A 24,052-nucleotide genomic window follows, 5' to 3' on the forward strand; every position below is an offset into this window, starting at 1 on the left:
TTGAAATCTGTTAATTTGTAGCATGTTGCAATTAAATTATAGCGGGCATAAATTTGAAGCAGGAACAGATGAAGCTGGTAGAGGCTGTTTATCAGGACCTGTTGTAGCTGCTGCCGTTATTTTACCTGACAACTTTAAACACGAGTTATTAAATGACTCTAAACAGATTTCTGAAAAAAAACGACAAAAACTTCGACCTTATATTGAAGAACACGCGCTTGCTTTCGGAGTCTCATTTATCCATCAAGAAGAGGTTGACGAACTAAATGTATTACAAGCATCAATTACAGGAATGCACCGTTCAATAGAACAATTAGCTATGCAACCTGAGTTTATTATTGTTGATGGAAATAAGTTTAGACCTTTTAAAGAAATCCCTCATCAAACTATTGTAAAAGGTGATGCTAAATTTATGAGTATAGCAGCTGCGTCTGTACTTGCAAAAACGTATCGTGATGAGTATATGGAAAAAATTCATCAAGAATTCCCTCAGTATAACTGGAAAAAAAACAAAGGATATCCAACTAAAGAGCACCGCGAAGCTATTCGTCAGTTTGGAGCGACTCCTTATCATCGAAAATCATTTAAATTGTTACCTGAACAATTAAAATTCGAACTTTAATTTTTCTATTTTTGTCTTCCAATTTTTTAGAAGATGATTAAAAGAACTCGTACCGAAATTAATAAGTGTATTATTCACAAAGTAGGGAATAAGTATAATAGTGGACAAAATGCTTTTTCTGAAAGTTTAGTTCGTTTTGATGAAGAGAGCTACGAATTATTACTTCCTTTTTTATTAAAACCTTTCGGGGCTGTTACGCAAAGTTACCGTTTTAGTCATCATGCAGATGTTCGACTAAACGAAATAAATAAATACGCTGCTGATATTTTTGAAGATGATAGCAATGAGGTTTTTATTGAGCATTCTAAAAATATTGTTAATCACCTTTACGAACAATCAAACTCTGCCAATATTAAAACAGGAGATGTTATTGTTGCCTATTTTGAAGGTATCGAGTATAAAGATGTTTTAACTGAAGCTGTTGGAGTTTTTAAAATTGAAAGTAAAGTAGATTTCTTTCAAACCTATTTAGATGATGATAGTTTTGATGTAGTGGTACAAAAAGGAATTTCAACCAAAAGATTGGATAAGGGTTGTTTAATTTTAAACTCTACTGATGCAGAAGGAACTGTGGTTTTATCAGTAGACAACAATCAATACGATGCACAATACTGGATAAAGAATTTTTTAAGTGTAAAATATGCTGATGATCGTAACTTGCACACCCAAAACTACCTTGAAATGTGTAAGGAGTTTTCTGAAGAAATTCTAAAACCTGAATTAGGAAAACAAGAGCAAAGTAATTTTTTAGCTAATACTGTTGATTACTTTAAAGAACACGAAAGCGTAGACTACCACGGGTTTAAAGATGAAATTTTTGAAGAGGACAAGCATAAAGACATGTTTGAAGACTACAAACAACACTTTGAAAAGTTAAATGACGTATTAATACGTAATAACTTCGAAGTCTCTGATGTGGTTTTAAAAAAGGAAAAAAGTAAGTTTAAAACAGAAATAAAACTGGACACCAATATCCAAATTAAAATTGATGTTGATGCTCCTGATGCTTCTGCTGAATACTTAGAGCAAGGTTACGACGAAGACAAAAAAATGAAGTTTTATAAAGTATATTATAATACTGAGAAATAATTAGTTTCAAAGTTTCAAAGTAAAATCTTAAACTTTGAAACTTTGAAAACTCAACTTCTTTCAAACTGAATCTATTCCTTTTCAGCCATTTTCTTTACATAATCGGTAATAATCACGATTTGAGTAGCTCCTACCTTACCTTCAATATACTTAGCGTTTTCAGGATCTAACGAAATTCTACGTACAGCCGTTCCCTGTTTTGCTACCATACTAGAACCTTTTACTTTTAAATCTTTAATCAACACTACACTATCTCCCGCCTGTAAAATAGCACCGTTTACATCTCTATGAATTATTTTTTCACTCTCATCTAAATGTTCACCTGTAGCTTCAGCAAAACGCAGATCCTCGTCTTCTAAATACATCATATCCAACAAATCTTGTGACCATCCGTCTTTTTTAACACGGTGTAACATTCTCCAAGCCATAACTTTTACTGCTCTAAACTCACTCCACATACTATCGTTCAAACAACGCCAATGGTTTGCATCTGTCTTATCTGCATCTTCAATCTGCTCAATACAAGTACTACAAGCCAACAAACTACCGTCAACACCTCCTGTTGAAATTGGTGGCACTTCATAAATTGACAAATCGCTTTTTGACCCGCATAATTCGCATTGATTTCCACTTCTATCTTGTAATTCTTGTAATAAACTCATTTTATTCTTTTTTTGCTTCGCAAAAGTACATTTTTAATTTATATTTAGGCTATGTTATTAGAAAGCGAACGATTAATTATTAAAGAAGCCCTAGTAAGTGACACTCATTTTTACTTCCAACTATTTAATGATCCTGATTGGATTCAGTTTATTGGTGATAAAAATTTAAAATCTATTGAAGAAACTCGTGTTTACTTAAAAGATATTTTATTTAAAAATTCGAAATTAGGTGGGTTAGGTTTTTTTACCGTAATCTTAAAAGAAACTAACAAACCTATTGGAGCCTCAACTGCGCTACAAAGAGATAAATTAAATTTTATTGATATTGGCTATGCTTTTTTACCCGAGGGAAGAGGTAAAGGTTATGCTACAGAGGCTACAAAATTAATTATAGAATACGTTCGTACTAAGTTTAAACAAGAAAAAGTACTAGCTTTAACCATGCCTAAAAATGAAAAATCTCAAAAACTATTAAAAAAATTAGATTTTGAATTTATTGGAATGCAACAAGTTTTTGAAAATGGAGAAGATTGTGTGTTTGAGTATGTTTTTTAACTCAAGTACAAATCAATTAATCCTTCTGGAGTTTCAACTTCTATAGTTTTATTCTCTCTATCTACTTTTTTAATGAAGTCATCAATCATAGGGATAAAAATCTCTTTACCTTCTCTATCAATTTCAAATAAAGGTTGGGCAGAAGAGTCATTAATACTTACAATTTCACCTACCTCTCCAAAAGAAGTATCAACAACTGTAAAACCAATTACTTCATGATAGTAAAATTTGTTTCCTGAAAGTTTTGGTAGCAAATCCAATGGCAAATAAACTTCTGAACGTAAAATAGCCTCAGCATCAGCCTCTGTATTTACATCTTCAAACTTTACTCGAAACATTGTTGCCTTACTTAAGGTAGACTTCTCTATAAAAAAAGGAATCAGATTATTGCCTAAATCGACAAAAACTGATTCCAAATTTTCGTAAAGATCGGGTTCATCAGTATCTAACTTAATAATTACCTCGCCCTTAAAACTATGTTTTTTAACGATTTTGCCAAGATAAAAGCAATCTTCTTTTTGCATCATCGTAGTACAGTTTTTTATTCTTCGCTATCAGCACCTAATTCAACAGCAACTTCCTCGCTATCTTCCGCAACAGGAGTTGCAGCAGCTACACGTGCTTCGTTTACAGCTTTCTCAGCTTCTAAAGCTTTTGCTTTAGCATCTGCATCTGCTTTTGCTAAACCGTCAACTTTACCAGCTACTTTATTTGCTTTTTCTTCTACCCAAGCATTGAATTTAGCTTCTGCTTGCTCTTCAGTTAAAGCTCCTTTTTTTACTCCACCAGCTAAGTGATTTTTCAATAAAGCTCCTTTATATGATAAAATAGCTTTAGCAGTATCAGTTGGTTGAGCACCATTTTGTAACCACTTTACAGCTCCATCAACATCTAAGTCAATAGTTGCAGGGTTAGTGTTTGGGTTGTACGTTCCGATTTTTTCTAAGAAACGACCGTCTCTTTTAGCTCTAGAATCAGCAGCTACTACCCAGTAAAATGGTTTTCCTTTTTTACCGTGTCTTTGTAATCTAATTTTTACAGGCATAATTTTAATTTTTAAGGTACGCGACCTTGATTATTAATAAATCTTACCATCTCGTGATAAGTGGGCGCAAATTTATAAAATCTTTTTTACTTAAAAGCAAAAAACTAATTTTATTAAAATAAAAAAGAGCCTGTTTAACAGGCTCTTAAGAAAAATAAATTCTGAGATATATTATAATACTCTAACGCTAACTGCGTTTAATCCTTTTTTTCCTTCTTTAAGTTCAAACTCAACAGTATCACCTTCTCTAATCTCATCGATTAAACCTGATACGTGTACAAAATGTTCTGTGTTTGATCCTGACTCTGTAATAAATCCAAAACCTTTAGATTCATTGAAGAACTTTACTGTTCCTTCTTTCATTGTAAAAAATATTATATTAAAGTGCAAATATAAATCTTATTAATTGATTATCAACTACTTTTTTTTATTTTTCTTTTAAACTTAACCTACAGTTAACATCATTTTTTGATTACAATCAGCTATTCAAGCCTTTACATCAAGCTAAAACACTCGTTAATAACTTCTCAGTTAATCAATGCAAATTCTTCGTATTTTTACACTTTGTTTTACCCAAAACGCTTCAACAAGTAATTTTTGCCCATGTATTTAATTTTCGATACCGAAACTACTGGATTACCTAAAAGCTGGAACGCTCCAATAACCGATACCGATAACTGGCCTAGAGCCATACAAATTGCATGGCAATTACATGACGAATTAGGGAATTTAATTGAACATAACGATTTTTTAATTCAACCTGACGGATTTAATATTCCATATGATGCTGAACGTATACACGGAATATCTACCGATTTGGCTATTGAGCAAGGTATCCAATTAAGTGAGGGGTTAAAGTTATTTAATAATGCTTTACAAAAAACAACCTTTATTGTTGGACAAAATGTTGGCTTTGATGTCAATATTATGGGTTGTGAATTTCACCGTTTAGGCGTTGAAAATAATTTAACAGAGTTACCAGTTTTAGACACCTGTACTGAACACACAGCACAATTATGTCAAATTCCTGGTGGTCGTGGAGGAAAATTCAAACTTCCTACCCTTACCGAACTACACCAACATTTATTCGGAACTGGTTTTGGAGAAGCACATAATGCAACTGCCGATGTAGAAGCAACTACTCGCTGTTTTTTAGAATTAATTCGCTTACGTCAATATACAGAAGATCAATTAAATGTTACTTCAGATTATTTTCAACATTATACAGAAACTAATCCAACCCCAATACAAGTAGTCGGACTTAAACACTTAAACCTTAAAAAGGAAAGTGAAAAAATCCGTAAAAGAAAATCTTCAGAAACTGAAGAAGCGAATACAATTTCTACCGCTGAAGGACTAGCAGAACTTGAAGGTGTAAGGTTTGCTCATTTACATAACCACACACAATACTCCGTTTTACAGTCTACCATTCAAATTGGTAACATTGTAAATGCTGCTGCTAACGATAATATGTCTGCAGTTGCCATGACTGATACAGGTAATATGATGGCGGCTTTTCACTTTGTACAAGCAGTTATAGGACATAATAAAGCCGCCGAAGCAGCTAACAAAGAAGCTTTAGAAAAAGGAGAAGAACCAACACAAAGTATTTTAAAACCTATAGTAGGTTGTGAATTTAATATTTGTGAAGATCATACTAATAAGAGTCAAAAAGACAACGGATATCAAGTTGTTTTACTAGCAAAAAATAAAAAAGGATACCACAACTTAGCTAAAATGTCTTCTATAGCCTTTGTTGATGGATTTTATTACGTTCCGAGAATTGACAAAAAAGTTATTGAACAATACAAAGAAGACGTAATTGTATTAACAGGAAACTTATATGGTGAAGTTCCTAGTAAAATATTAAATGTCGGTGAAGCCCAAGCCGAAGAGGCATTACTTTGGTGGAAACAACAATTTGGTGACGATTTGTACATTGAATTAATGCGTCACGGACAAGAAGATGAAAAAGTCGTAAATGAGACTCTTATTTCTTTTTCTAAAAAACATGATGTAAAAATTGTTGCTACAAACAACACTTTTTACTTAGGTAAAGAAGACGCAAATGCACATGATATCTTATTATGTGTAAAAGACGGGGAAAAACAAGCAACTCCTAAAGGTAGAGGAAGAGGTTACCGTTATGGATTACCTAACGACGAGTATTACTTTAAATCTACCGAAGAGATGAAAAAACTCTTTGCTGATTTACCAGAGGCTATCATCAATATTCAGGAAATTGTGGATAAAGTTGAGCCTTTTGGTTTAGCTCGCGATGTATTATTACCTGCCTTTGATATTCCTGAAGAGTTTAAAGATGAAAAAGATCTTGAAGACGGAGGAAAGCGCGGGGAAAACAATTTTTTACGTCACCTAACATATGAAGGAGCCAAAAAACGTTACGGAGAAATTACCGATAGTATTCGTGAACGTTTAGATTTTGAGCTAGATGTAATTGCTAAAACAGGATATCCTGGATATTTCTTGATTGTAGAAGACTTTATTCGAGAAGCCCGAAACATGGATGTATCAGTAGGTCCCGGACGTGGATCTGCTGCTGGTTCAGTAGTTGCCTTTTGTTTATGGATTACCAATATAGACCCTATTCAGTACGATTTGCTTTTTGAGCGTTTCTTAAATCCTGAACGTGTATCGATGCCCGATATCGATATTGATTTTGATGATGAAGGTCGTAGCCGTGTAATGGATTATGTAATTGAAAAATACGGAGCCAACCAAGTAGCACAAATTATTACCTACGGTACTATGGCTGCGAAATCATCTGTACGTGATACTGCTCGTGTACTAGATTTACCGCTATTTGAAGCCGATAGAATTGCCAAACTAATTCCAGGAATGAAGTTGAAAAAAATCTTTTCTTTAGATGAGAAAGGGTTAAAAGAAAAACTTCGTTCTGAAGAAATTGAAATGGTAAACGAGTTAAAAGCCATTGCTAATGGTAGTGGATTGGAAGCTGAAACCATTAACAAAGCCAGAATTTTAGAAGGTTCGGTTCGTAATACGGGAATTCACGCCTGTGGAGTAATTATTACTCCTGATGATATTACCAAATTCGTACCTGTATCTCTAGCGAAAGATTCTGATATGTATGTTACTCAGTTTGACAACTCGGTAGTAGAAAGTGCAGGATTACTAAAAATGGATTTTTTAGGATTAAAGACATTAACTCTAATTAAAGATACCGTAAAAATTGTAAAAGCACGTCACGGTGTAGAACTCGATCCTGAAAATTTCCCTATTGATGATGAAGAAACTTATGCGCTGTTCCAACGTGGAGAAACTGTAGGGATATTCCAGTACGAATCTCCTGGAATGCAAAAATACATGCGTGAATTGAAGCCTACGGTTTTTGCAGATCTAATTGCTATGAACGCCTTGTATCGTCCAGGTCCTTTAGAATATATCCCTTCTTTTATCCGAAGAAAACATGGAGACGAAGAAATTCAATATGATCTTCCTGCTATGGAAGAATATCTAGCAGAAACCTATGGGATTACCGTATATCAAGAGCAAGTAATGTTGCTTTCACAGAAGTTAGCTGATTTTACCAAAGGTGAGGCCGATGTACTCCGTAAGGCTATGGGTAAAAAACAAGCTGCGGTATTAGCTAAAATGAAACCTAAGTTTGTAAATCAAGCAAAAGCCAATGGTCATGATGAAAAAGCCTTAGAAAAAATTTGGAAAGACTGGGAAGCTTTCGCATCTTATGCCTTTAACAAATCGCACTCTACTTGTTATGCTTGGATTGCTTATCAAACCGCTTATTTAAAGGCCCACTACCCTGCCGAATACATGGCGGCAGTACTTTCCAACAACATGAACGATATTAAAACGGTTTCGTTTTTCATGGAGGAATGTAAACGTATGGGGTTAGAGGTACTAGGACCTGATGTAAACGAATCGTATGCTAAATTTTCAGTAAATAAGGATGGTGCTGTTCGTTTTGGTATGGCGGCAATTAAAGGTGTTGGTGGTTCTGCTGTAAAAGCAATTATTGATGAACGTAAAGAAAATGGGCATTATTCTTCCATTTTTGATGTTGCTAAACGTGTTGATTTACGTGTCGCCAACAAAAAAGCTTTTGAAGGTTTAGTATTAGCTGGTGGTTTTGATTCCTTTACAGATACTCACAGAGCTCAGTATTATGTGAAAGATGAAAAAGGACAAACTTTTTTAGAAAAGGCTATTCGCTTTGGAAATAAGTTTCAAGAAAATCAAAACTCATCTCAAGTATCTTTATTTGGAGAAGCTTCGGAAGTTGATTTACCTGAACCTTTAATTCCTGAATGTGAAACTTGGGGAACTATGGAATTATTGGCTCGTGAAAAAGAAGTTGTGGGGATGTACATTTCTGCGCATCCATTAGATGATTTTAAAAATGAACTAAAGTTCTGTAACGCTTCCTTAGCTCATTTTAAAAATATTGCGCAGTATGAAGGTTTAGGGCTTTCTTTTGCAGGAATTGTTACGGATGTACAACACCGTGTTTCAAAAGCAGGAAAAGGTTGGGCTTCATTTATCATAGAAGATTATAACGAAAGTTTTGAATTTAGAATTTTTGGAGAAGATTATTTAAAATTTAAACACTTTTTAGTTCCAAATTCATTTTTATTTATCAAAACTACTATCAAACCTGGGTGGACTAATAAAGAAGGTGTTAAAGGTGATCCTAGAGTTGGATTTAATGAGTTTTTACTCTTACACGATATTATGGATAAAATGTGTAAAAAACTCACCATAAAAATTCCTCTACAAGAAGTAAAAGACAACACTATAAAAGAGCTACAACACTTGTTTGCTACTAACAAAGGCTCACAAAGTTTGTATTTTACCATTTGGGATGCTGAAGAAAAAATAGAATTGAGTTTACCTAGTAGAACGACTAAGATTAAAGTATCAAGCGAATTTTTAAAAGCCTTAGATGAGCAGTTTATTAATTACAAGCTGAATTAAGAAAATGTTTCCAAGTTATCAAAATAGTATAGATTTATTAACTAATGTAGCCAATACCAAGCTATATAAAGAACTTATAATTCAACTTAATAAAGATTTTGGTTTAACAGGAATTAATACTTCTTTTTCTGAAAAAAGTACTCCCTTACAATTGAAAGAGGAGTTGCAGACATCAATAAAAGAACTCATATTACACGATTTCAGCTCATACACCAATCTTTTATATTGCATTGATGTTTCTGAAAAAGACACACAAATTGTTGAATCTACCGATATGAATGTATATACAGAAAATGTTACGTTCTTAATTTTAAAAAGAATCTGGAAAAAGGTGTGGTTTAAGCATCAGTTTTCCAAATAAAAATTTTTATGCTATTACTTCTTCTATAATAGTATCTATGTTATGGATTTCTTCAAAATCACTTAACCAAATTGCTGTTTCTTCATGATTTAAAAAACTATTTAATGCTTCTCGTACAGCTATTCTACTTTGTTGTGGTAAATCTTCTACGACTTCTGTCAAGTTACTTAATAAGTGTCTTGGTGAAGTATTTTCTTCATAAAGTTTAAATGCTATTTTGCCCGTCATATCTAGGAACTTTACATAATTTACTTTGGTCGTTATAGGTGTATTAATTCCTAATCTTTCAAAAACCTCTTTTACTACTCCTGAAGTTTGACGTCCCCATACACCATCAACTAAAATTTCTTCCTTATAAATATATTTTAACACTAGTTGTAAGTATAAGGTTTCTGATTTTGATGTTTCGTTATAATCAACAGGAACACTTGTATCAACATGCCAATGATCTTTATGGTTTGGATAGTAATAGTTTAATACAATACCAAAGTGTTTTCTTAAAAAAGATTCTATTCCTAAATACAATTCTTTTTGATGTATAAAATTAGACGTAACTAACGTTTCATCTCTCCAAAAAATAGCATCCAAGTCGAACGCTTTTCCATGTCCATGCTGTCCAGGTTTGTCAACAAAAATTCCTGCTGTGGTAATTACTTCTGGAATTCCTAAAGGACAGTGTTCGAAAACCTCTTGAAGCGCTTCTTTTAAAGTATCTAAAAAACGCTCTTCTATTGCAAAATTACGTTGTTCTCCTCTTGTTCCGTATGGGTGATTTGTTAAACGTGCATAATGTAATGGAATTCCGTGTACTTGATTTATTGTTTTCATATCCTATTTTTTAAATTGAAATATTCGTTGTTCTTCCTTCTTTTGTGTATTCTCGTTTTATTCCTTCTAAAATATACTGTCTTAATATTTTATTCTCTTTATTAGCTATAGTTTTTAAGCATGCATATTGAACTGCGTTTACAATATTAGCCCCTGTAATATTGAATTTTTTGGCTAATTCTTCTATTGTAATTAACCCTTCAAGCTCTATTTTATTAGGTAAATTCTTTTTCCACAATACTAACCTCTCCTCATAGTTTGGTGTTTCAAACTCTATAATATTATTAAAACGACGTGTAAATGCCGTGTCAATATTATTTTTAAAGTTAGAGGCTAGGATAATCAATCCTGGATGCGCTTCTATGCGTTGTAGTAAATACGACACTTCTTGATTGGCATATTTATCGTGGGCGTCTCTTACACTTGTTCTTTTTCCGAAGATAGAATCTGCTTCATCAAAAAATAAAATCCAATCTTTATTAATGGATTTATCAAATAGTTTAGATAAGTTTTTTTCTGTTTCTCCTATATATTTTGATACAACCATCGATAAGTCTACTCTGTATACATCTTTTCCTGTATGTTTTCCTAGTAGACCTGCTGTTAATGTTTTTCCAGTTCCTGGGAGTCCACAAAACAACACGCGATATCCTGGTTTTATTTTTGAAGACATGCCCCAATCGTTCATTAGAATTTCTTTATATGCCAACCAGTTTTCTATTTCTTTAACATCATTCAATGTTTTTTCTTGCAACACCAAATCGTCCCACTCTAAATCTGTGGTTATTAAACTTGCTGGAAAATCTTGACTTAGTTGTGGTTTTAGTTCTTTACCTGTTAAAAACAAGTGTACGTATTCTTCTGATAAAATCAATTTTGCTGACGTTAAAGGCTCCCCTTCTGATACCTTTCCAACAGACATAATCTTGTTTTTTATTAATCTATTTTCATAAAGAATATAAGACCTATTCAATAACCTATTAGCTATATAATTACCCGACAATATATATAATGCTGTCTCTACCGTTGGTAAAATACCTCGATGAGACTTTCCTTTTACTCCACCAAACTCAGGAAACTCTCCTCCTTCTGGAACGTATTCTTCAATAATTTTGGTATAAAAACTAGGTAATAGATGAGGTATTAATGTTAACAATAGTAAAATAACCTCGTAATTAGATAACCTGTTTCTAATAATAAAGTCAGATAAAAAAGTTCCATCCTTCCCTATTTCAGGTTCAATTACCTCAACCACTTCTTCTTTCAACTCATATAACAACCTTGCTCTAACTCTGTTTTCAAGATATTTTATTAATTCTAAGTTAATTAATGAGTTTATTTTTTTATTAATTACTTCCATACTAAGTTTTTTTTAAGAGGCACTTTCTGTTTGAGTTTCATCTTGCATTGCTGGGTGATTTTTTATGATATTACCATAATCACTATCAATTCCCAATCTAGCTGTTTTATCATCAAAAGTATGCTGGTTAAAATCTTCTTTATAACCTTCTTCACTTGGATCTGTAACCATTTGTTCTTCGGTAAATTCATAACCGCTACTTCTATAAGAAGTATTTAAAAACTGACCTGGTAATTCTTTAAGATCTGCATTAATCTCTTTTTGTAATACTCTAACTAATTTTGTTTTTACTTGCTCTTCTTCTACACCTTTGAATCTTTGCGGTTCAAAATTTGGATTATCTTCTGCAAACTCTTGCTCTAATAACTGGTTTAAGTTATTTCCTTTTTCATGTTTTATATTCGCCGAAACATTCAAATCGAAAGAGGAAATACTTGGGTTAGAAAAAATCGCTGCCATCTTATTTTCAACTCCTAACATTGCTTTTCTATTATAATCAGGTGAAGAAGGATAGATGTTTAGTGCCGAGTTTTTACCAGATCCTCCAAACCTATCTCCTATTAAATGAGCATTATCAAAACCGTTGCTAGCACTATCTGTAGTTCCTCTTGGGTTTCCTTCTGGTTTGAACACTAAATTATCTCCAAAAACACTTCTGCTTTCCACTACTTCATTGCTTCCTTCTGCAACTTCTCCATAAGAAATTTCGATTTTAAATTTCGGATTGTCATCCCCCCTGTCTTCTCCAGAATATGGTTTGGTTGTATACTCAGCTAAATATTTTTTTGTAGCCTTATCGTACATCATTTTTATCTTATCGGGTTTGTAAAAGCCGTGAGGTTTTTTATAATTTTTACTTGCTCCTTCTTTTAAAATTCCTTGATCTGCATAATTTTCTTCAACATCACTCCCATCTATAAATAAGGTAGGCAAAGGATTTGTTTTACCTCTAAAACTTACCTTATTAATTTTACCCGTATTTGACATAAATTGATAAGCTTGGTTTTCTCTATCTCTATCTTTAAACTTTAATTTATTATCGGTGTGATCTCCAAGTTTTTCTTTAAATTCAAGTAATATTTCGTCATTGTCATCAGAAACTTTATTTCCAACTTGGTCTAAAATTTTAGGTTTTTTTTCTAACTCTTCAATACCTTCTCCAGATTCATTATTTGTTTCCTGCACTTCCTCTTTGGTTAAATCTGACTCTTCTTTTTCAGCTGGGCTAGCTGTATAAATATAGTCCCAACTATCTTCACCATCAGTTACGCTTACTGATGTAAAAACCTCAAACTCGGCATTTATTTCTCGAGCTACATCTTCAGCCTCTGCCCTGCTAATTTTTCCTTCTTCTGCTTTCTCCCCTTCCTTTCTATGTAACTCTTGTAACCCTTCATTTATTAATTGCCTTTTTTCCGAGGCACTCATTAACGGTATTTGCAATAAATGTCTTCCGTTGTTTTCTTCTCCATGTTCTACATAAACAGCTACACTTTCTGCTTCTTCATTTCTAGTTTGAATCCTACGAATTCCATACCTGCGTTTTACAGCATTAATTCTATCTTCTACTACTCCAATGGTAGGTTTTGGATTGGCATTTTCCATTTGAGACAATTCATCTAAAGCACGCATGTATTTTTGCTCTTCTGAAAGATTACTTAAATCTTCTTCTCTTCTACCAGGTGGTAGTCCTTCTGCTTCTCCTGTTATTTCAGGGTTTTCTGTTTGATTACTATTTGCGTTTTCTCCTTGCCACTCTCCTTCAGGGCTCGATTCACTATCTCCCATACTTCGTGGAGGCGGATCAGCCATGACATCTGCTGTAAACTTGTCTGCATCAAATTCAACAGGAGACATGGTTAATTCTGGCGGCTCTTCTCCCCCTACTAACCAATCTACATCGGCTCCTATTCCTAAACTATCTCCAATTGGATATTGTACTTCCCCTAATGGATATTCTTCTCTACCATCTGGTGCTGGCGACCACCATGGGCTGTCTAGTTCATAAAATAAGGCTCCTGATAATTGTAAAAACAATTGAGCTGCTGCTTCAAAATGTCCTTTTAATCTTGACTCTCCTACTTTTCCTCCTTCTGGAGAAGCTTCTTCTTTATATTCAAAAGTTGGTGTGGCTTCTGCATACGCTCTTAATCCTGCTGCTGCAGTAACATTTACTCCCGCTTTTACGTCGTGACCTATCAAGGTAACTCCCACACCTGCTTCAGCCTCTAATCCAAGTACTGCAAAAGCATTGATTCCTAGGGTTCCTGTGATATTAAACTCCTGTAATACTGATGGATCCGTAGAGTAGGTTCCTGTAAAACCTACATTTTTTAATACCAAAGGCCCAAAACCTGCATTGGCAAACATTCCTATACTAGCGAATAAAAACACTTGTCCTACTAATGGAATACCGTAGCCTGCTCGTATTTCAACTTGGAAAATATCTACTTTTTTCCCACGTTGCTCCATTAACTCTATCTCATCTGGAACCACAATTTCTCCTACAATGGTGACATGCCCTTCGTTATCTATTCCTACTTTAGCTGTTCCTTCCAGCCAAGGGGTTATAGTTGCTTGCACTTCTCCCCAACCTGCTAATACTTGATTGTCTTTTGTTTTTGATACAGTAGCCTGCTCTTGATTAGCGGATGCTTCAGCTTCCTGATCCATACTTTCTACTCCTAATGCAGCATGCATCATTTGGCGAGAACGAGTAGCATCGGTAACTAATAAAGTGATTTCTCCGGAAAATTTATCTGAATTCATTCTCCCTGTACCTTGTATTGTTACTGCTCCATCATCATACTCAACATTTAAAGATGCGCTTACATTTGCTATATCTGCACCAATACTTGCTTGTCCACTTAATTTTCCGTCAGCGCCTCTTGCTACATTAAACTCTCCCGATGCTAACCCTGCTATATCTACGGTGGAATTGAGTTCAAAGCTTAAATTAGAGTCTGTAATTCCTAAACTACCAGTTGCTTCTATATATCCATCAATATTGGCTGATAAATTATTCGCTCTAAAGTTTAATCCTCCGTTTTCAAACCTGTTCTCTAATCCCTCTGCAACTTCTATAGGGCTCAACCCTAAAAAGCTCATTGCTTCAAGATTTTCATTAATTTTATGAATAATTCCTAAAACATTTGGAACTACCTCTTCTCCCGCTCTAACACTTAAAAAACCTGTGGTACTTTGTTCTTCTCCAAATCTACTTAACACAAGTATAGGGAATACGCCAGCATCTCTGAGCGGATTTAAAAAAGTCATTCCTCTTACATTCAGGTAATTATTATTTGAAGTACTTGTTAATTCAAACTTTTGAGATTGTCCTTCAGCTGGTCTTCCAAGTTTTCGAATTTTAATAGTTCCTTCGAATTGTGTACCAATCTTAACATTTACATCAAAATTACGTGTCCTTGATTCTTGTTCAATGTAAGCTAACCAATCATCAGATAGTTGTAGTCCATTAGTGATGTCTACCGCTTGAGTGGGAGCCACTAAAGTTACTGTATCAGTTTCTCCTTCCGATTTTTGAACGTTATTGGAAGCTGGTGACGCTCCTTGTTGTACAGTATGCGTTAATTCATGTGCCAACAAATGCTTTCCAGAATCACTTTCTGGATTATATTTCCCTTCGTTAAAATAGATATCATTTCCATTGGTAAATGCTTGTGAACCTAGTTCTTGGTTCATTTGTACCGCATTACTATCGTTATGAACACGTACTCCACTAAAATCAGCTCCAAAACCTGACTCCATTTCGTTTTGGGTATTTGAAGGCAATGGACTTCCTCCTCCTTTTGAGCTACTCAAATCATTTTCTAACGAAGAACTATCGTCTCCTCCTGACATTTGCAATTGCTGAATTTCTTCTTCCTCTTTTTCCTGAACCTCCTCCTCTTCTTTTTGTTGGATTTCTTCTTCAGATTTTTGTTGAATTAATTCATTACTAAATGATGTAGTGTTATCTTCTTTAGCTTGTAGATTATCTTCTGTTACTTCCTGAATATTTTCATCTTCTACTTTTTGTACTTCTTCCTCTTCTTTTTGTTGTACTTCTTCTTGTTTTTGAAGGTCTTTTTCTGATGTTAATTGAACTACTGGACTTATAGAATCAACCAAAGGTTTTTGCTGAACTTCTTGTTCATTTGATTCTTGTTTTTGAATCTCTTCTTCATTTTTCTTTTGTACTGTCGGTGCGAAAAAAGAGTTTGGGGTTTCTTTTCCTTTCGCTACTATTTTATCCGCAGCTCTATCTGCCTCTACCTCATATTTATCACCTGGTTTCCCAACATTTAATTTAGGTTGAATAAAGCTTCCTCCTCCATTTGGTTTTGAAGAAATTGGTTTTGTGGTATGTTGGGTTTTTGGTGAAAACATAAAGTTTCTTTTATATAATTATCTTATAACTGTAGTTATTTTCACATAAAGTCTTATTCCTGGACAATCCAATGGATTTACTCTAATAGAAACTCGTTGTAAACCAGAACCTGTGTTTAAAGTTCTGGATTCATATGGAAATGGTTCTGCATCTCCGCAATGTGTATCTCCAGCAGGCATTCTTTGTCGTCTTCCTCCATTTATTGATACTTCATAGGGTGTTTCCCCTGTACAACAACTAACCCTATCATGAAACTCCCATTTTGCTTCAAAAGTTATTGATGAACGACAACCTTCTGGCACCATAAAATCATAGTCGATTCCACTTCTTAAGCGATAATTTCGAACATCAGAAGCAGCACATCTACTACTTCCAGATTGCTTTTGCACTTTTTTCTGCACCATTCCTTTTTGTTGAATGGTATGTGTTAACTCATGTGCTAGCAAATGTTTTCCTTCTTTGGAGTTTGGATTGTATTTTCCTTCGTTAAAATAAATATTATTCCCATGTGTAAATGCCTGCGCTCCTATCTCTTGACTTATTTGTGCTGCTTCTGAATCGTTGTGAATGTTTACACGGCTAAAATCGGCTCCAAAACCTGACTCCATTTCACTTTGTGTTTGTGCATCCATTTTTTGACCTCCATTTTCTCTTTTTAACTTACTTTCAAAAGAAGGTTTATTTTTTGTTGAAGTAGATTTTTCCGTTTTTGACTGCACAGCTTCCTCTTCTTCTTGCTTTTGTACTTTCTCTTCTTTTTCACAATTATCGCACTTCGATTGTACTGTTTCTTCCTCTTCCTTACTTTGCACCGCTTCTTCTTCCTCCATCTTTTGAACGGGTTGCTCATCTTCAGTAGCTTCCATTTTTTGTACTAAAGGTGTTACTTCAGAAGCCAGTGGTTTTTGCTGTATTTCTTCTTCATTTTCTTTTTTTTGTATTGAATTAGCTTCCTTATTATTTCCTACAACTTTATCAGCCATTTGATCTGCTTCAACTTCATATTGATCTCCTTTTCTTCCAAATGCTAACTTCGGCTGAATAAACAAATCCTTTTTTTTATCTTTTGCTTGAACGTTATTAGCTTCTGGTTTTTTATCTCTTTTAAACATGACTTTTAAAGTTTTAGTTATATTTTACCAATTCGTAAAGATTAATTCCTTCATCCAAGGAAGTTTACATAAGCTTAAATTCCATGGTAATTTGGTATCTATTAAAATATCTTGTGTTTTTCTTTCTACAGTTAGTGTAGGATTATCTTTAGTTAAGTCTAACTTTCCCTCTCTTTGTAAGTATTCATTACGTAGCAGGTCGTTTGAAGAGCTTTTTAAAACCGACCAATTTTGAAGTACTGCTTTTAGTAATTCTTCCGACTTCTCTTTTAGTTCATCACCCAATACTATATTCCTCTCAATAGAACTTTGTATAGGTATATTACACAAAAACTTTTCAAAAACTAAACTGTTTTCAAATTGCTGTTCTTTTTTAGTAGCTACATAATGTAACAAATGAACTGCTTCGGTTGGTTTTATAATCTTGTTTTCTTTATCAAGAAAGCCACATGAATTAAAGAACTGTTTTAAAAAAGGGTATAATAAAATTAATCCTGCATTTTTTACAATATGAGTTTTAAATTCACTTACGACTTCTTTTTTATTTGAAAATGTATTCTTTAATGCCTCGTTATGTCGTCTTTTATATTCGGCTCTTTTTTGATCTTTGAGTGCTTTTTCATTTTTTAAGGTTACATCTTTATCTTTATAGATGTTCTTACTTTTCTGCTGCATTTTTGTACTAAGTTCTTCTTTTACTTCTTTCTTTTTTTCTTTTGGTAATAACTGTTTCTTTAAATCCTCTTTTTTGTTTTTATTATCGCTTTCTTCAAAAGAAATGGGTAAATTAAGACTGTCTATTTCTTTATTTTTAAACGTTAATTTTTCATCAACAACTTTATTCTTCTCAAGATTCTCTTCCTTAATTATATCTTGACCATGGATATTGGTAACTTCAAAGTCTATTTTATTTGATTGAATAGCATTTACTTCTTTATCTTTTTTATGATTTTTATCAAAATATTCAGAAACTTCTATATTTCCTTCTTTTACCTTTTGATGTTCTTTATCAACATTTTCAAGTTTATTTTTATCAATTTTAATTCCAAGTTCTTTTAGTTTTTCTACATTAATTTGGTTTTTAAATATTGTGTTTTCCAAAACCAATTCTTCTAAAAAAAATATTAACTCTTCTGTATAATTCTTTAGAAATGTTGTTCTTTTTAATATTATTATTTCTTCTTGAATTACATCTACTATTCTTGAAAAGTCGTTGTTTATTATAGCTTTAATGAAAAAATCCCATACTTTATTTTTTATCTTGTGGTTTTTAAAACCAAACTTTTTAATGGTTGTTAGAAATGATTCATATCCTTTAGGTTTATTAAAAATACTTAGAAATAATATTTGTAACTCTTCAGCCTTAAACTGTTGAATTAATCGTTTTTTTTGAATCGGGTCTCTTAATGATTTAAAAAAACGTTCTTCAAAACTTTGATTTTCGGTTATTTCAAATAATATTTTTTTCGTGAAGTTTTTTTCTTTGTTTTGCCCCCTCCAACCAGTTATACCGTGTTGTAAAAAATGAAAAAAAGTATCTAATTTAGATTCTGATACAGTACTAGTTTTTATAGCTACCTCATGTAATTCTGGCTCTTTAAAAATTGTTTTTAACTTCGTTATGAGTTGTTCTTTTATTTCTCGCTTTGTGCTACTATCGTTTATAGATGTATTGCTACTAGGTATATTAACTTCAATATTTAAGTTTTCTATTTGTTGAATAAGTACTTCATTCTCTATTTCTAGAGAATTAAAGTACTTTTCTATTTCTGGAAATACTTCTTTCTGTAAAAAGTTTTCGATAGTGTTTTTACACTCCTCAGCTACCTTTTTACTTTTCGTATTTACCTCAACAAATACTTTTTGAATACTATGATCTCCTTTAGCAAGCATTATAAGTTTGGTATTAGTTTTCCATCAATAAACGTAGTAATGTATTCAGCTTGAATTTCTACTGAGCATGCTTTTAAAAATTGTAGAAAAGCCTCATCTGCTACTTTTATTTGATTTTCTTTAAATGAAATAAAAGCAGTATCTATAACTTCTAACAGCTCTAAAATAACTTGTCTATTTTCCTCTAAAACTGTTTGCTTTTGACAATGAAGGATGTTTAAAAATAATCGAGCTTCTGCTTTAAAATATTTTATTAGCAATGCTCTGTTTTCAATATTTTCAATGAGTAATTTTGAAGTGTTCATAAGTAACTTAGAGAATATACCTCTTAACTGATTATTATTTTCTCCTATTAGGTAAGAATTACTTTCATCGGTTATAATTGTTTTATAAGCGTCATTTGTAGGAACTACTACAACCATGTTAACATTAGTACCACTACCTCCATCATTTATACTAAACTTATTTAACTTATAATAGTTTCCAACTTCTGTTTTTGTTATTTCCTCACAGGTTTTATCTTGTGTTTTTCCAATTTCTATCACTTCTGTTATTGTGTGTTCTCCACACTCACTTGCTACCGTTAAAGAGACTTTTACTGAATCTCCATCAAAATTGCTCAGGTCTTCTGTTATTGTTGTTCTATTTATTTGAGGTTCTCTTTCAACTCCGTTAATTATCCAAACGTATTTATCTCCTTTTTCAGAAGTATTCGTCAACGATAATATTCTCGTTTTTGAATCAAAACTATGTGTAAATCTTGCTTGTGGTGTTGCTGTTAAATTAATTGTTTGTGTTACAAATGTTCCTACAATACCAATACTTACAACTCCTGAATCTGTTAGTCCAGAATTAGCAGGTACAAACTCCCAATTATTTGTTTCTTTATTAAATTTCACTTTTCCACCTGTGAGTTGGACTCCTTCAAATTGTGGTCTCACAATAACTGGATAAGGTTCTTTATCACTTAAACAAAAAGTAGTGGGTAAATTTATTATGAACTCTGGAAACGCAATAGTTTTTGTAAACTCCGCGGTTGAAAAACAGCTATTACCATCAGTAATTGTAAGTACTACTGTATATGTATTTTCTGTTCCTTCTTTAACCAATAATTTAGGATTAAAAAGTTCAGTTCTTGACTCAATATCGTTTACACTCCAATTGAATTTTAATCCTTCTGGTTTTACACCTTCTGGAAGTATTGCTTCGAAAGCTGCTTCGTAAAATAACTGTCCGTCTTTCCACATAAACCTTGATTCACTTTGCTCTGAAATACTTATTTGCTTAACTTCATGAATTGTGATTCTTGCATTGGTTGTTTGTCCGTCTTCTAAAAACTCAATTATTTGACCATAATTTTCAAAAACTGCTATATCAACAACTAGTTCATTGTTTTCAATCGTTACTCCATTTATGACTCCATCTACAATGGTTATGGTTCCATTAACATTCGTAAATGGAATTCTAGCCACTTTTTCTTCAGTAAAATCGATACAATATGTGGGCTGAATTGCTAATTCAGATGGTGTTAGTGTATCAAAAACTATTGGTTTTATAGCAATCGTTTTCTTACATGGACCTAATGAAATTTCTAACCCTGGTTGTATTTCATTTTTTATATCATCAATTGGTAGTATATAATTTTGGAAAACTTTGTTATTTATAGGTGTACGTTCTACCTTGATGCCATCTCCCATAAAATCCCACTCATATTTAATATTGTTAAAGAAATCAGCATTTACAAAATCAGTGTCTTTCCAATGTAGCACATAGGTTACTCTAGCTTTCGATTTATCCTCATTATATTCGATAGGTTGTTCTACTTCCACCAATAATTCTAATGTTGGATATACAATAAGTTCACAATCTGTAGGTTCATCATTAACCATAAATTTAATTGGTTTACCTAATAGGCTCTTATCTATTTTTGTAACATCAATTTTCCATTTTTTATCTTCAGGGTCTAGATAAACTCCTGACTCCACACCTTCAGGCACATTTGCTTTTACGTCTCCATCTAATGGTCTTACAGTAAATAGTAAAGAGTCAATTTCTATATCTTTTTTCAAACAAATAGTACTTACTGGCAAGCTTAAAAATGGTGGTTCTTTAGGAATTATGAAGTTCACTGGAGCACAATCAGAACAACACATATATGGTAAGGAAAAATCTGCTACTACTGTGTTTTTCAGTGTTTCATTTTCTTTAATTACATCGTTTTCGTCGAAATATAGTTTCTTCTTAGTTTCTAAAACAACAGGGTTATATAGCTGTAAAAAGTATTCGTCTTTAGGTACTAAATGGTCTTTAATAGTAATACGCATTCCTACAGAACCGTCTTTGTACATAACCGTTTCTTCTGCATTGAGCAATTTAGACATTCCTGCTCTAGACCAAGTTCTATTTAAAAAAGCTGAAAAATTACTTACTGTTTCTGCTAATGTTTTACCTACCAAAACTACATCTTGATCAGAAAACCTTTTTCCTTTAAAATTAAAATAATGTCCATCCACAAATGAAAATTCTACGGTTGAACTTTTATCCCATAGCTTTATTATTCCTCCATTTCTATAAATAATCTCATCTTTACCAAATACTAAATCTTTAGAGTTTGTAAACTCTTTTTTAACACCTAATTCTTTATCCGAAGTTATTGGTTGATTTTTAAATACAATGTTTAACACTACATCATCAAATGTATTTTTATCTGCTGCATTTTCGGTAACATAGACCATTACAAAAGTTCCTCCTGGAATAACTCCTGCTTTATGTTCAATACCTGGATGTTGTTTTACAAATTCTGAAAGTTGTATTCTTTCTAAAATTTTTTTCTTTCTTTTTTCTATTTCTGCTAGTAATGTTTCTAACTTTTTTCCTGAACAACAAACAATTGATAATTGGTTAATCAATAAACCTAAAATTTGTTTGGTTGAAACTTCCAATGAGGTACTGTTATATTTTGCTTGTAGGTTTTTTACTTTCTTACACAGCTCCGCTATTGTTAATTTATAGCTTGTTAATACAAGGTTATCTATATCTCTTATATTTAATGGGATTTTTGTATCTAAAACATACGTATGAACTAACGTTTCTGTAAGGTCTGTTAATATAAAATCACTAAGCGTTGGTTCTTCTTTCCATACTTCTTTTTCTTTTAAAGCTTCCGTTTCTTTGTTCAATTCAACAATAATATCACTTGCGGATCCTTCTTTGTTTTTATCTATTACACGATCTATTAAATAACCTATCGAGTCTTCCTCTTTCGTTAAACTTTCTTTAACTATATTTTCTTTATTAAGTAGATAATCTTGGTATTTGTTTGAAACAGTTTCATTGTATTTATATACTGTTTCTTGATTTTTAGTTACCTCCTTAGAAAGAAACTTCATTTTATTTATTACTTCCTTGTCCATAAAAGCAGTGTCAGCTGCTACTTCTTCAGTTGCAATTATTCTTTTACCTTTTGATGGAATTAACTTATCTACTACTGTATTAACCTTTGGATTGGTTAGTTTGAACGCTGAAAATGTTTTACTTACTTCTGATAAAATACAATTTTGCTCTGCTCTCCATGCGTTTAACAACATTTTTAAATCTTCAAACTCACATTCGTAATTGTTTATATTAATTGTTTGTTCAGCTGCATTAATTGAAAGTGTTTTGACATCAAAACTCAACCCGTTATCTTCTTTAAGCTTTATTATTTTTGCTAAGGCTTCTCTATACATTTTACCTTGATGCCCTTCAATTCTATAGAAATCATTTTTATCAATATTGTATGATAGTGGGTTTTGAATTGCTACTGACTTTTTTAGGTTTTCTTTATGGTAACTTAAATTTTGATTCGCTCTATAGTTTTTTGTTTTATTAAAATCCCACCTCTTCAATAGTTCCGAAGAAACATTGTAATAAAACGGAATTGCTTTTTCACTTAATGATGTATGCGCTTGCGATGGAGTTATTACCACCTCTTTTGACTTTTCTTTCCCTATGTAATTGCTTGCAATAGTAATAGCTCTGTCAATTAACAACTGTAGTTTTTGAAGGTTTTCATTTTCATGACCTACAATAGTTGATTTATAAAATCGGTGACGTAATTCTGGATATGCTGTTTCTTTCTTCAACTTTCCTAACATGATATGCTTTGGAAAAGCTCCAATATCTGGACAACAGTTTACATTAATATGGAGTAATAATTCTTTAATTTCATTGTAAGTATCCACTAAATCTTTTATGACATCATACCTGTATTGAAAATCTAACGGAACTGCTAACGGACTAAAATTAAATAATTCTTTTATTTTAGTAGTTATTGATGGTTTTTGAAATTTTGAGAATATCGTATCAAAGCCTTCAATTAAATCTACACCTATACTTTCATCTTTAATCGCACTGCTAAACTGAGCTTTTAATTCTGAAAATGTTTTGGTGTTTTTCTCATTTAACACCACTCTTTTTGTTTCTACAACAGGTAGTTCATTATTTATTTTATACCAATTGTGCTTTAAATAGATAATATCTTTAGCTACAATAGCTTCTAAATCTTCAATACTTACAAATAATACGCGTAAATTATTAATTTGCTCAATACCCTGATTGTCACATGTTAGTTTATTACACAATACGTCTTCATTTGGATATTGTTCGAGGTACAACAGAACAGCCATTTTTTGTATCTCTGGAAACTCAACTAAAGGGGTATGCGACTCATCTTCCTCACTATGTAACTCCCATAAATCATATTGCTTGTCTTGAGCATTTCTAAATCGCTCGTATTTACCTTCAGTATCTTCAAATTTTTTGTAGAATGAAAACTTTTTTGATTTTATATTTTCTTCTATTAATTCAAAAAACTGAACCAAATCTCCATCAGTAGTTACCGCTGTTCCTTGGGCAATATCAATACTCGTTATTGCTGTTTTATCTATATTGAAATTAGGAGTTACTTCAAACCCACAGGCTATCCCAACACCAATTAAACCAAGTCTTGACAAACGATTTTGATCATCAAAATAATCGATAAATGTATTGAGTTGTGTTTCTGTTAATACCTGATTAGCGTTAAACTTGCTATATTCGGTTGTAATTTCTTTTAGTTTCAAGTTGGTCGTTTCCATACGTATTATGTTTTGGCTGTGTTAATGAATAAACACGTACT

The 24,052-nt window shown here is 32.6% G+C and carries 15 protein-coding genes; 5 read left to right on the top strand and 10 right to left on the bottom strand.

What is annotated here, in order from left to right; translation table 11 throughout:
- Positions 1-22 precede the first annotated feature (22 nt).
- Both MK851_RS08665 and MK851_RS08670 read left to right on the top strand, forming a co-directional pair.
- Positions 23-622, top strand: a complete 600-nt coding sequence (locus tag MK851_RS08665) for a ribonuclease HII (protein WP_320243179.1) — start codon at positions 23-25, stop codon at positions 620-622.
- A 33-nt stretch (positions 623-655) separates the two neighbouring features.
- Positions 656-1,711: a nucleoid-associated protein gene (locus MK851_RS08670; protein ID WP_303507688.1), complete on the top strand. Its 1,056-nt coding sequence runs from the start codon at positions 656-658 to the stop codon at positions 1,709-1,711.
- Between the two features lie 71 nt (positions 1,712-1,782).
- Here MK851_RS08670 and MK851_RS08675 read toward each other — a convergent pair whose 3' ends face one another.
- Complete coding sequence (locus MK851_RS08675) at positions 1,783-2,373, bottom strand: PhnA domain-containing protein (protein WP_303507690.1); 591 nt, start codon at positions 2,371-2,373, stop codon at positions 1,783-1,785.
- Positions 2,374-2,424: 51 nt separating this feature from the next.
- Here MK851_RS08675 and MK851_RS08680 point away from each other — a divergent pair, with 51 nt between their 5' ends.
- Positions 2,425-2,928, top strand: coding sequence for a GNAT family N-acetyltransferase (locus MK851_RS08680; protein WP_320243181.1), 504 nt, complete (start codon positions 2,425-2,427; stop codon positions 2,926-2,928).
- Here the strand turns inward: MK851_RS08680 and rimM are convergent.
- From rimM to MK851_RS08695, 3 genes are all read right to left on the bottom strand, one after another.
- On the bottom strand, positions 2,925-3,452 hold the full coding sequence (rimM, locus tag MK851_RS08685; protein WP_320243283.1) for a ribosome maturation factor RimM: 528 nt from the start codon (positions 3,450-3,452) through the stop codon (positions 2,925-2,927). The two genes, MK851_RS08680 and rimM, sit on opposite strands and share 4 nt — an antisense overlap.
- A 17-nt stretch (positions 3,453-3,469) precedes the next feature.
- Entirely contained in the window at positions 3,470-3,973 is a 504-nt protein-coding gene (locus MK851_RS08690) for a 30S ribosomal protein S16 (RefSeq protein ID WP_320243183.1), read from the bottom strand.
- 171 nt (positions 3,974-4,144) lie between these two features.
- Positions 4,145-4,336, bottom strand: a complete 192-nt coding sequence (locus tag MK851_RS08695; RefSeq protein ID WP_028891302.1) for a cold-shock protein — start codon at positions 4,334-4,336, stop codon at positions 4,145-4,147.
- A gap of 240 nt (positions 4,337-4,576) precedes the next feature.
- Between MK851_RS08695 and dnaE the strand changes: the two genes are divergently transcribed.
- Positions 4,577-8,950: a DNA polymerase III subunit alpha gene (dnaE, locus tag MK851_RS08700; RefSeq protein WP_320243187.1), complete on the top strand. Its 4,374-nt coding sequence runs from the start codon at positions 4,577-4,579 to the stop codon at positions 8,948-8,950.
- A 4-nt stretch (positions 8,951-8,954) separates the two neighbouring features.
- A complete protein-coding gene (locus tag MK851_RS08705; RefSeq protein WP_320243189.1) occupies positions 8,955-9,311 on the top strand; it encodes a hypothetical protein in 357 nt (118 codons plus the stop codon).
- Between the two features lie 6 nt (positions 9,312-9,317).
- Here MK851_RS08705 and MK851_RS08710 read toward each other — a convergent pair whose 3' ends face one another.
- From MK851_RS08710 to MK851_RS08735, 6 genes are read right to left on the bottom strand one after another with little or no spacing between them, the layout of a single operon-like run.
- Positions 9,318-10,139 carry a hypothetical protein gene (locus tag MK851_RS08710; protein WP_320243191.1) on the bottom strand — a complete coding sequence of 274 codons (822 nt, stop codon included), beginning with the start codon at positions 10,137-10,139 and terminating at the stop codon, positions 9,318-9,320.
- A gap of 10 nt (positions 10,140-10,149) precedes the next feature.
- A complete protein-coding gene (locus tag MK851_RS08715; RefSeq protein ID WP_320243194.1) occupies positions 10,150-11,499 on the bottom strand; it encodes an ATP-binding protein in 1,350 nt (449 codons plus the stop codon).
- A gap of 12 nt (positions 11,500-11,511) precedes the next feature.
- On the bottom strand, positions 11,512-15,888 hold the full coding sequence (locus tag MK851_RS08720) for a DUF4157 domain-containing protein (RefSeq protein ID WP_320243196.1): 4,377 nt from the start codon (positions 15,886-15,888) through the stop codon (positions 11,512-11,514).
- Between the two features lie 18 nt (positions 15,889-15,906).
- Positions 15,907-17,001 carry a DUF4157 domain-containing protein gene (locus MK851_RS08725; RefSeq protein ID WP_320243198.1) on the bottom strand — a complete coding sequence of 365 codons (1,095 nt, stop codon included), beginning with the start codon at positions 16,999-17,001 and terminating at the stop codon, positions 15,907-15,909.
- A gap of 24 nt (positions 17,002-17,025) precedes the next feature.
- Positions 17,026-18,894 carry a contractile injection system tape measure protein gene (locus tag MK851_RS08730; RefSeq protein ID WP_320243200.1) on the bottom strand — a complete coding sequence of 623 codons (1,869 nt, stop codon included), beginning with the start codon at positions 18,892-18,894 and terminating at the stop codon, positions 17,026-17,028.
- Positions 18,894-24,011 carry a hypothetical protein gene (locus MK851_RS08735; RefSeq protein WP_320243202.1) on the bottom strand — a complete coding sequence of 1,706 codons (5,118 nt, stop codon included), beginning with the start codon at positions 24,009-24,011 and terminating at the stop codon, positions 18,894-18,896. Before MK851_RS08735 ends, MK851_RS08730 begins: the two co-directional genes overlap by 1 nt.
- Positions 24,012-24,052: the final 41 nt, after the last annotated feature.

It is taken from the genome of Tenacibaculum sp. 1B UA, assembly GCF_033978845.1.
GTDB lineage: Bacteria > Bacteroidota > Bacteroidia > Flavobacteriales > Flavobacteriaceae > Polaribacter.

Coding starts and splice junctions, on each gene's coding strand:
- MK851_RS08705 (WP_320243189.1), top strand. CDS start 8,955: ATGTTTCCAAGTTATCAAAATAGTATAGATTTATTAACTAATGTAGCC.
- MK851_RS08715 (WP_320243194.1), bottom strand. CDS start 11,499: ATGGAAGTAATTAATAAAAAAATAAACTCATTAATTAACTTAGAATTA.
- MK851_RS08735 (WP_320243202.1), bottom strand. CDS start 24,011: ATGGAAACGACCAACTTGAAACTAAAAGAAATTACAACCGAATATAGC.
- MK851_RS08680 (WP_320243181.1), top strand. CDS start 2,425: ATGTTATTAGAAAGCGAACGATTAATTATTAAAGAAGCCCTAGTAAGT.
- MK851_RS08725 (WP_320243198.1), bottom strand. CDS start 17,001: ATGTTTAAAAGAGATAAAAAACCAGAAGCTAATAACGTTCAAGCAAAA.
- dnaE (WP_320243187.1), top strand. CDS start 4,577: ATGTATTTAATTTTCGATACCGAAACTACTGGATTACCTAAAAGCTGG.
- MK851_RS08720 (WP_320243196.1), bottom strand. CDS start 15,888: ATGTTTTCACCAAAAACCCAACATACCACAAAACCAATTTCTTCAAAA.
- MK851_RS08670 (WP_303507688.1), top strand. CDS start 656: ATGATTAAAAGAACTCGTACCGAAATTAATAAGTGTATTATTCACAAA.
- MK851_RS08665 (WP_320243179.1), top strand. CDS start 23: ATGTTGCAATTAAATTATAGCGGGCATAAATTTGAAGCAGGAACAGAT.
- MK851_RS08730 (WP_320243200.1), bottom strand. CDS start 18,894: ATGCTTGCTAAAGGAGATCATAGTATTCAAAAAGTATTTGTTGAGGTA.
- MK851_RS08695 (WP_028891302.1), bottom strand. CDS start 4,336: ATGAAAGAAGGAACAGTAAAGTTCTTCAATGAATCTAAAGGTTTTGGA.
- MK851_RS08675 (WP_303507690.1), bottom strand. CDS start 2,373: ATGAGTTTATTACAAGAATTACAAGATAGAAGTGGAAATCAATGCGAA.
- rimM (WP_320243283.1), bottom strand. CDS start 3,452: ATGCAAAAAGAAGATTGCTTTTATCTTGGCAAAATCGTTAAAAAACAT.
- MK851_RS08710 (WP_320243191.1), bottom strand. CDS start 10,139: ATGAAAACAATAAATCAAGTACACGGAATTCCATTACATTATGCACGT.
- MK851_RS08690 (WP_320243183.1), bottom strand. CDS start 3,973: ATGCCTGTAAAAATTAGATTACAAAGACACGGTAAAAAAGGAAAACCA.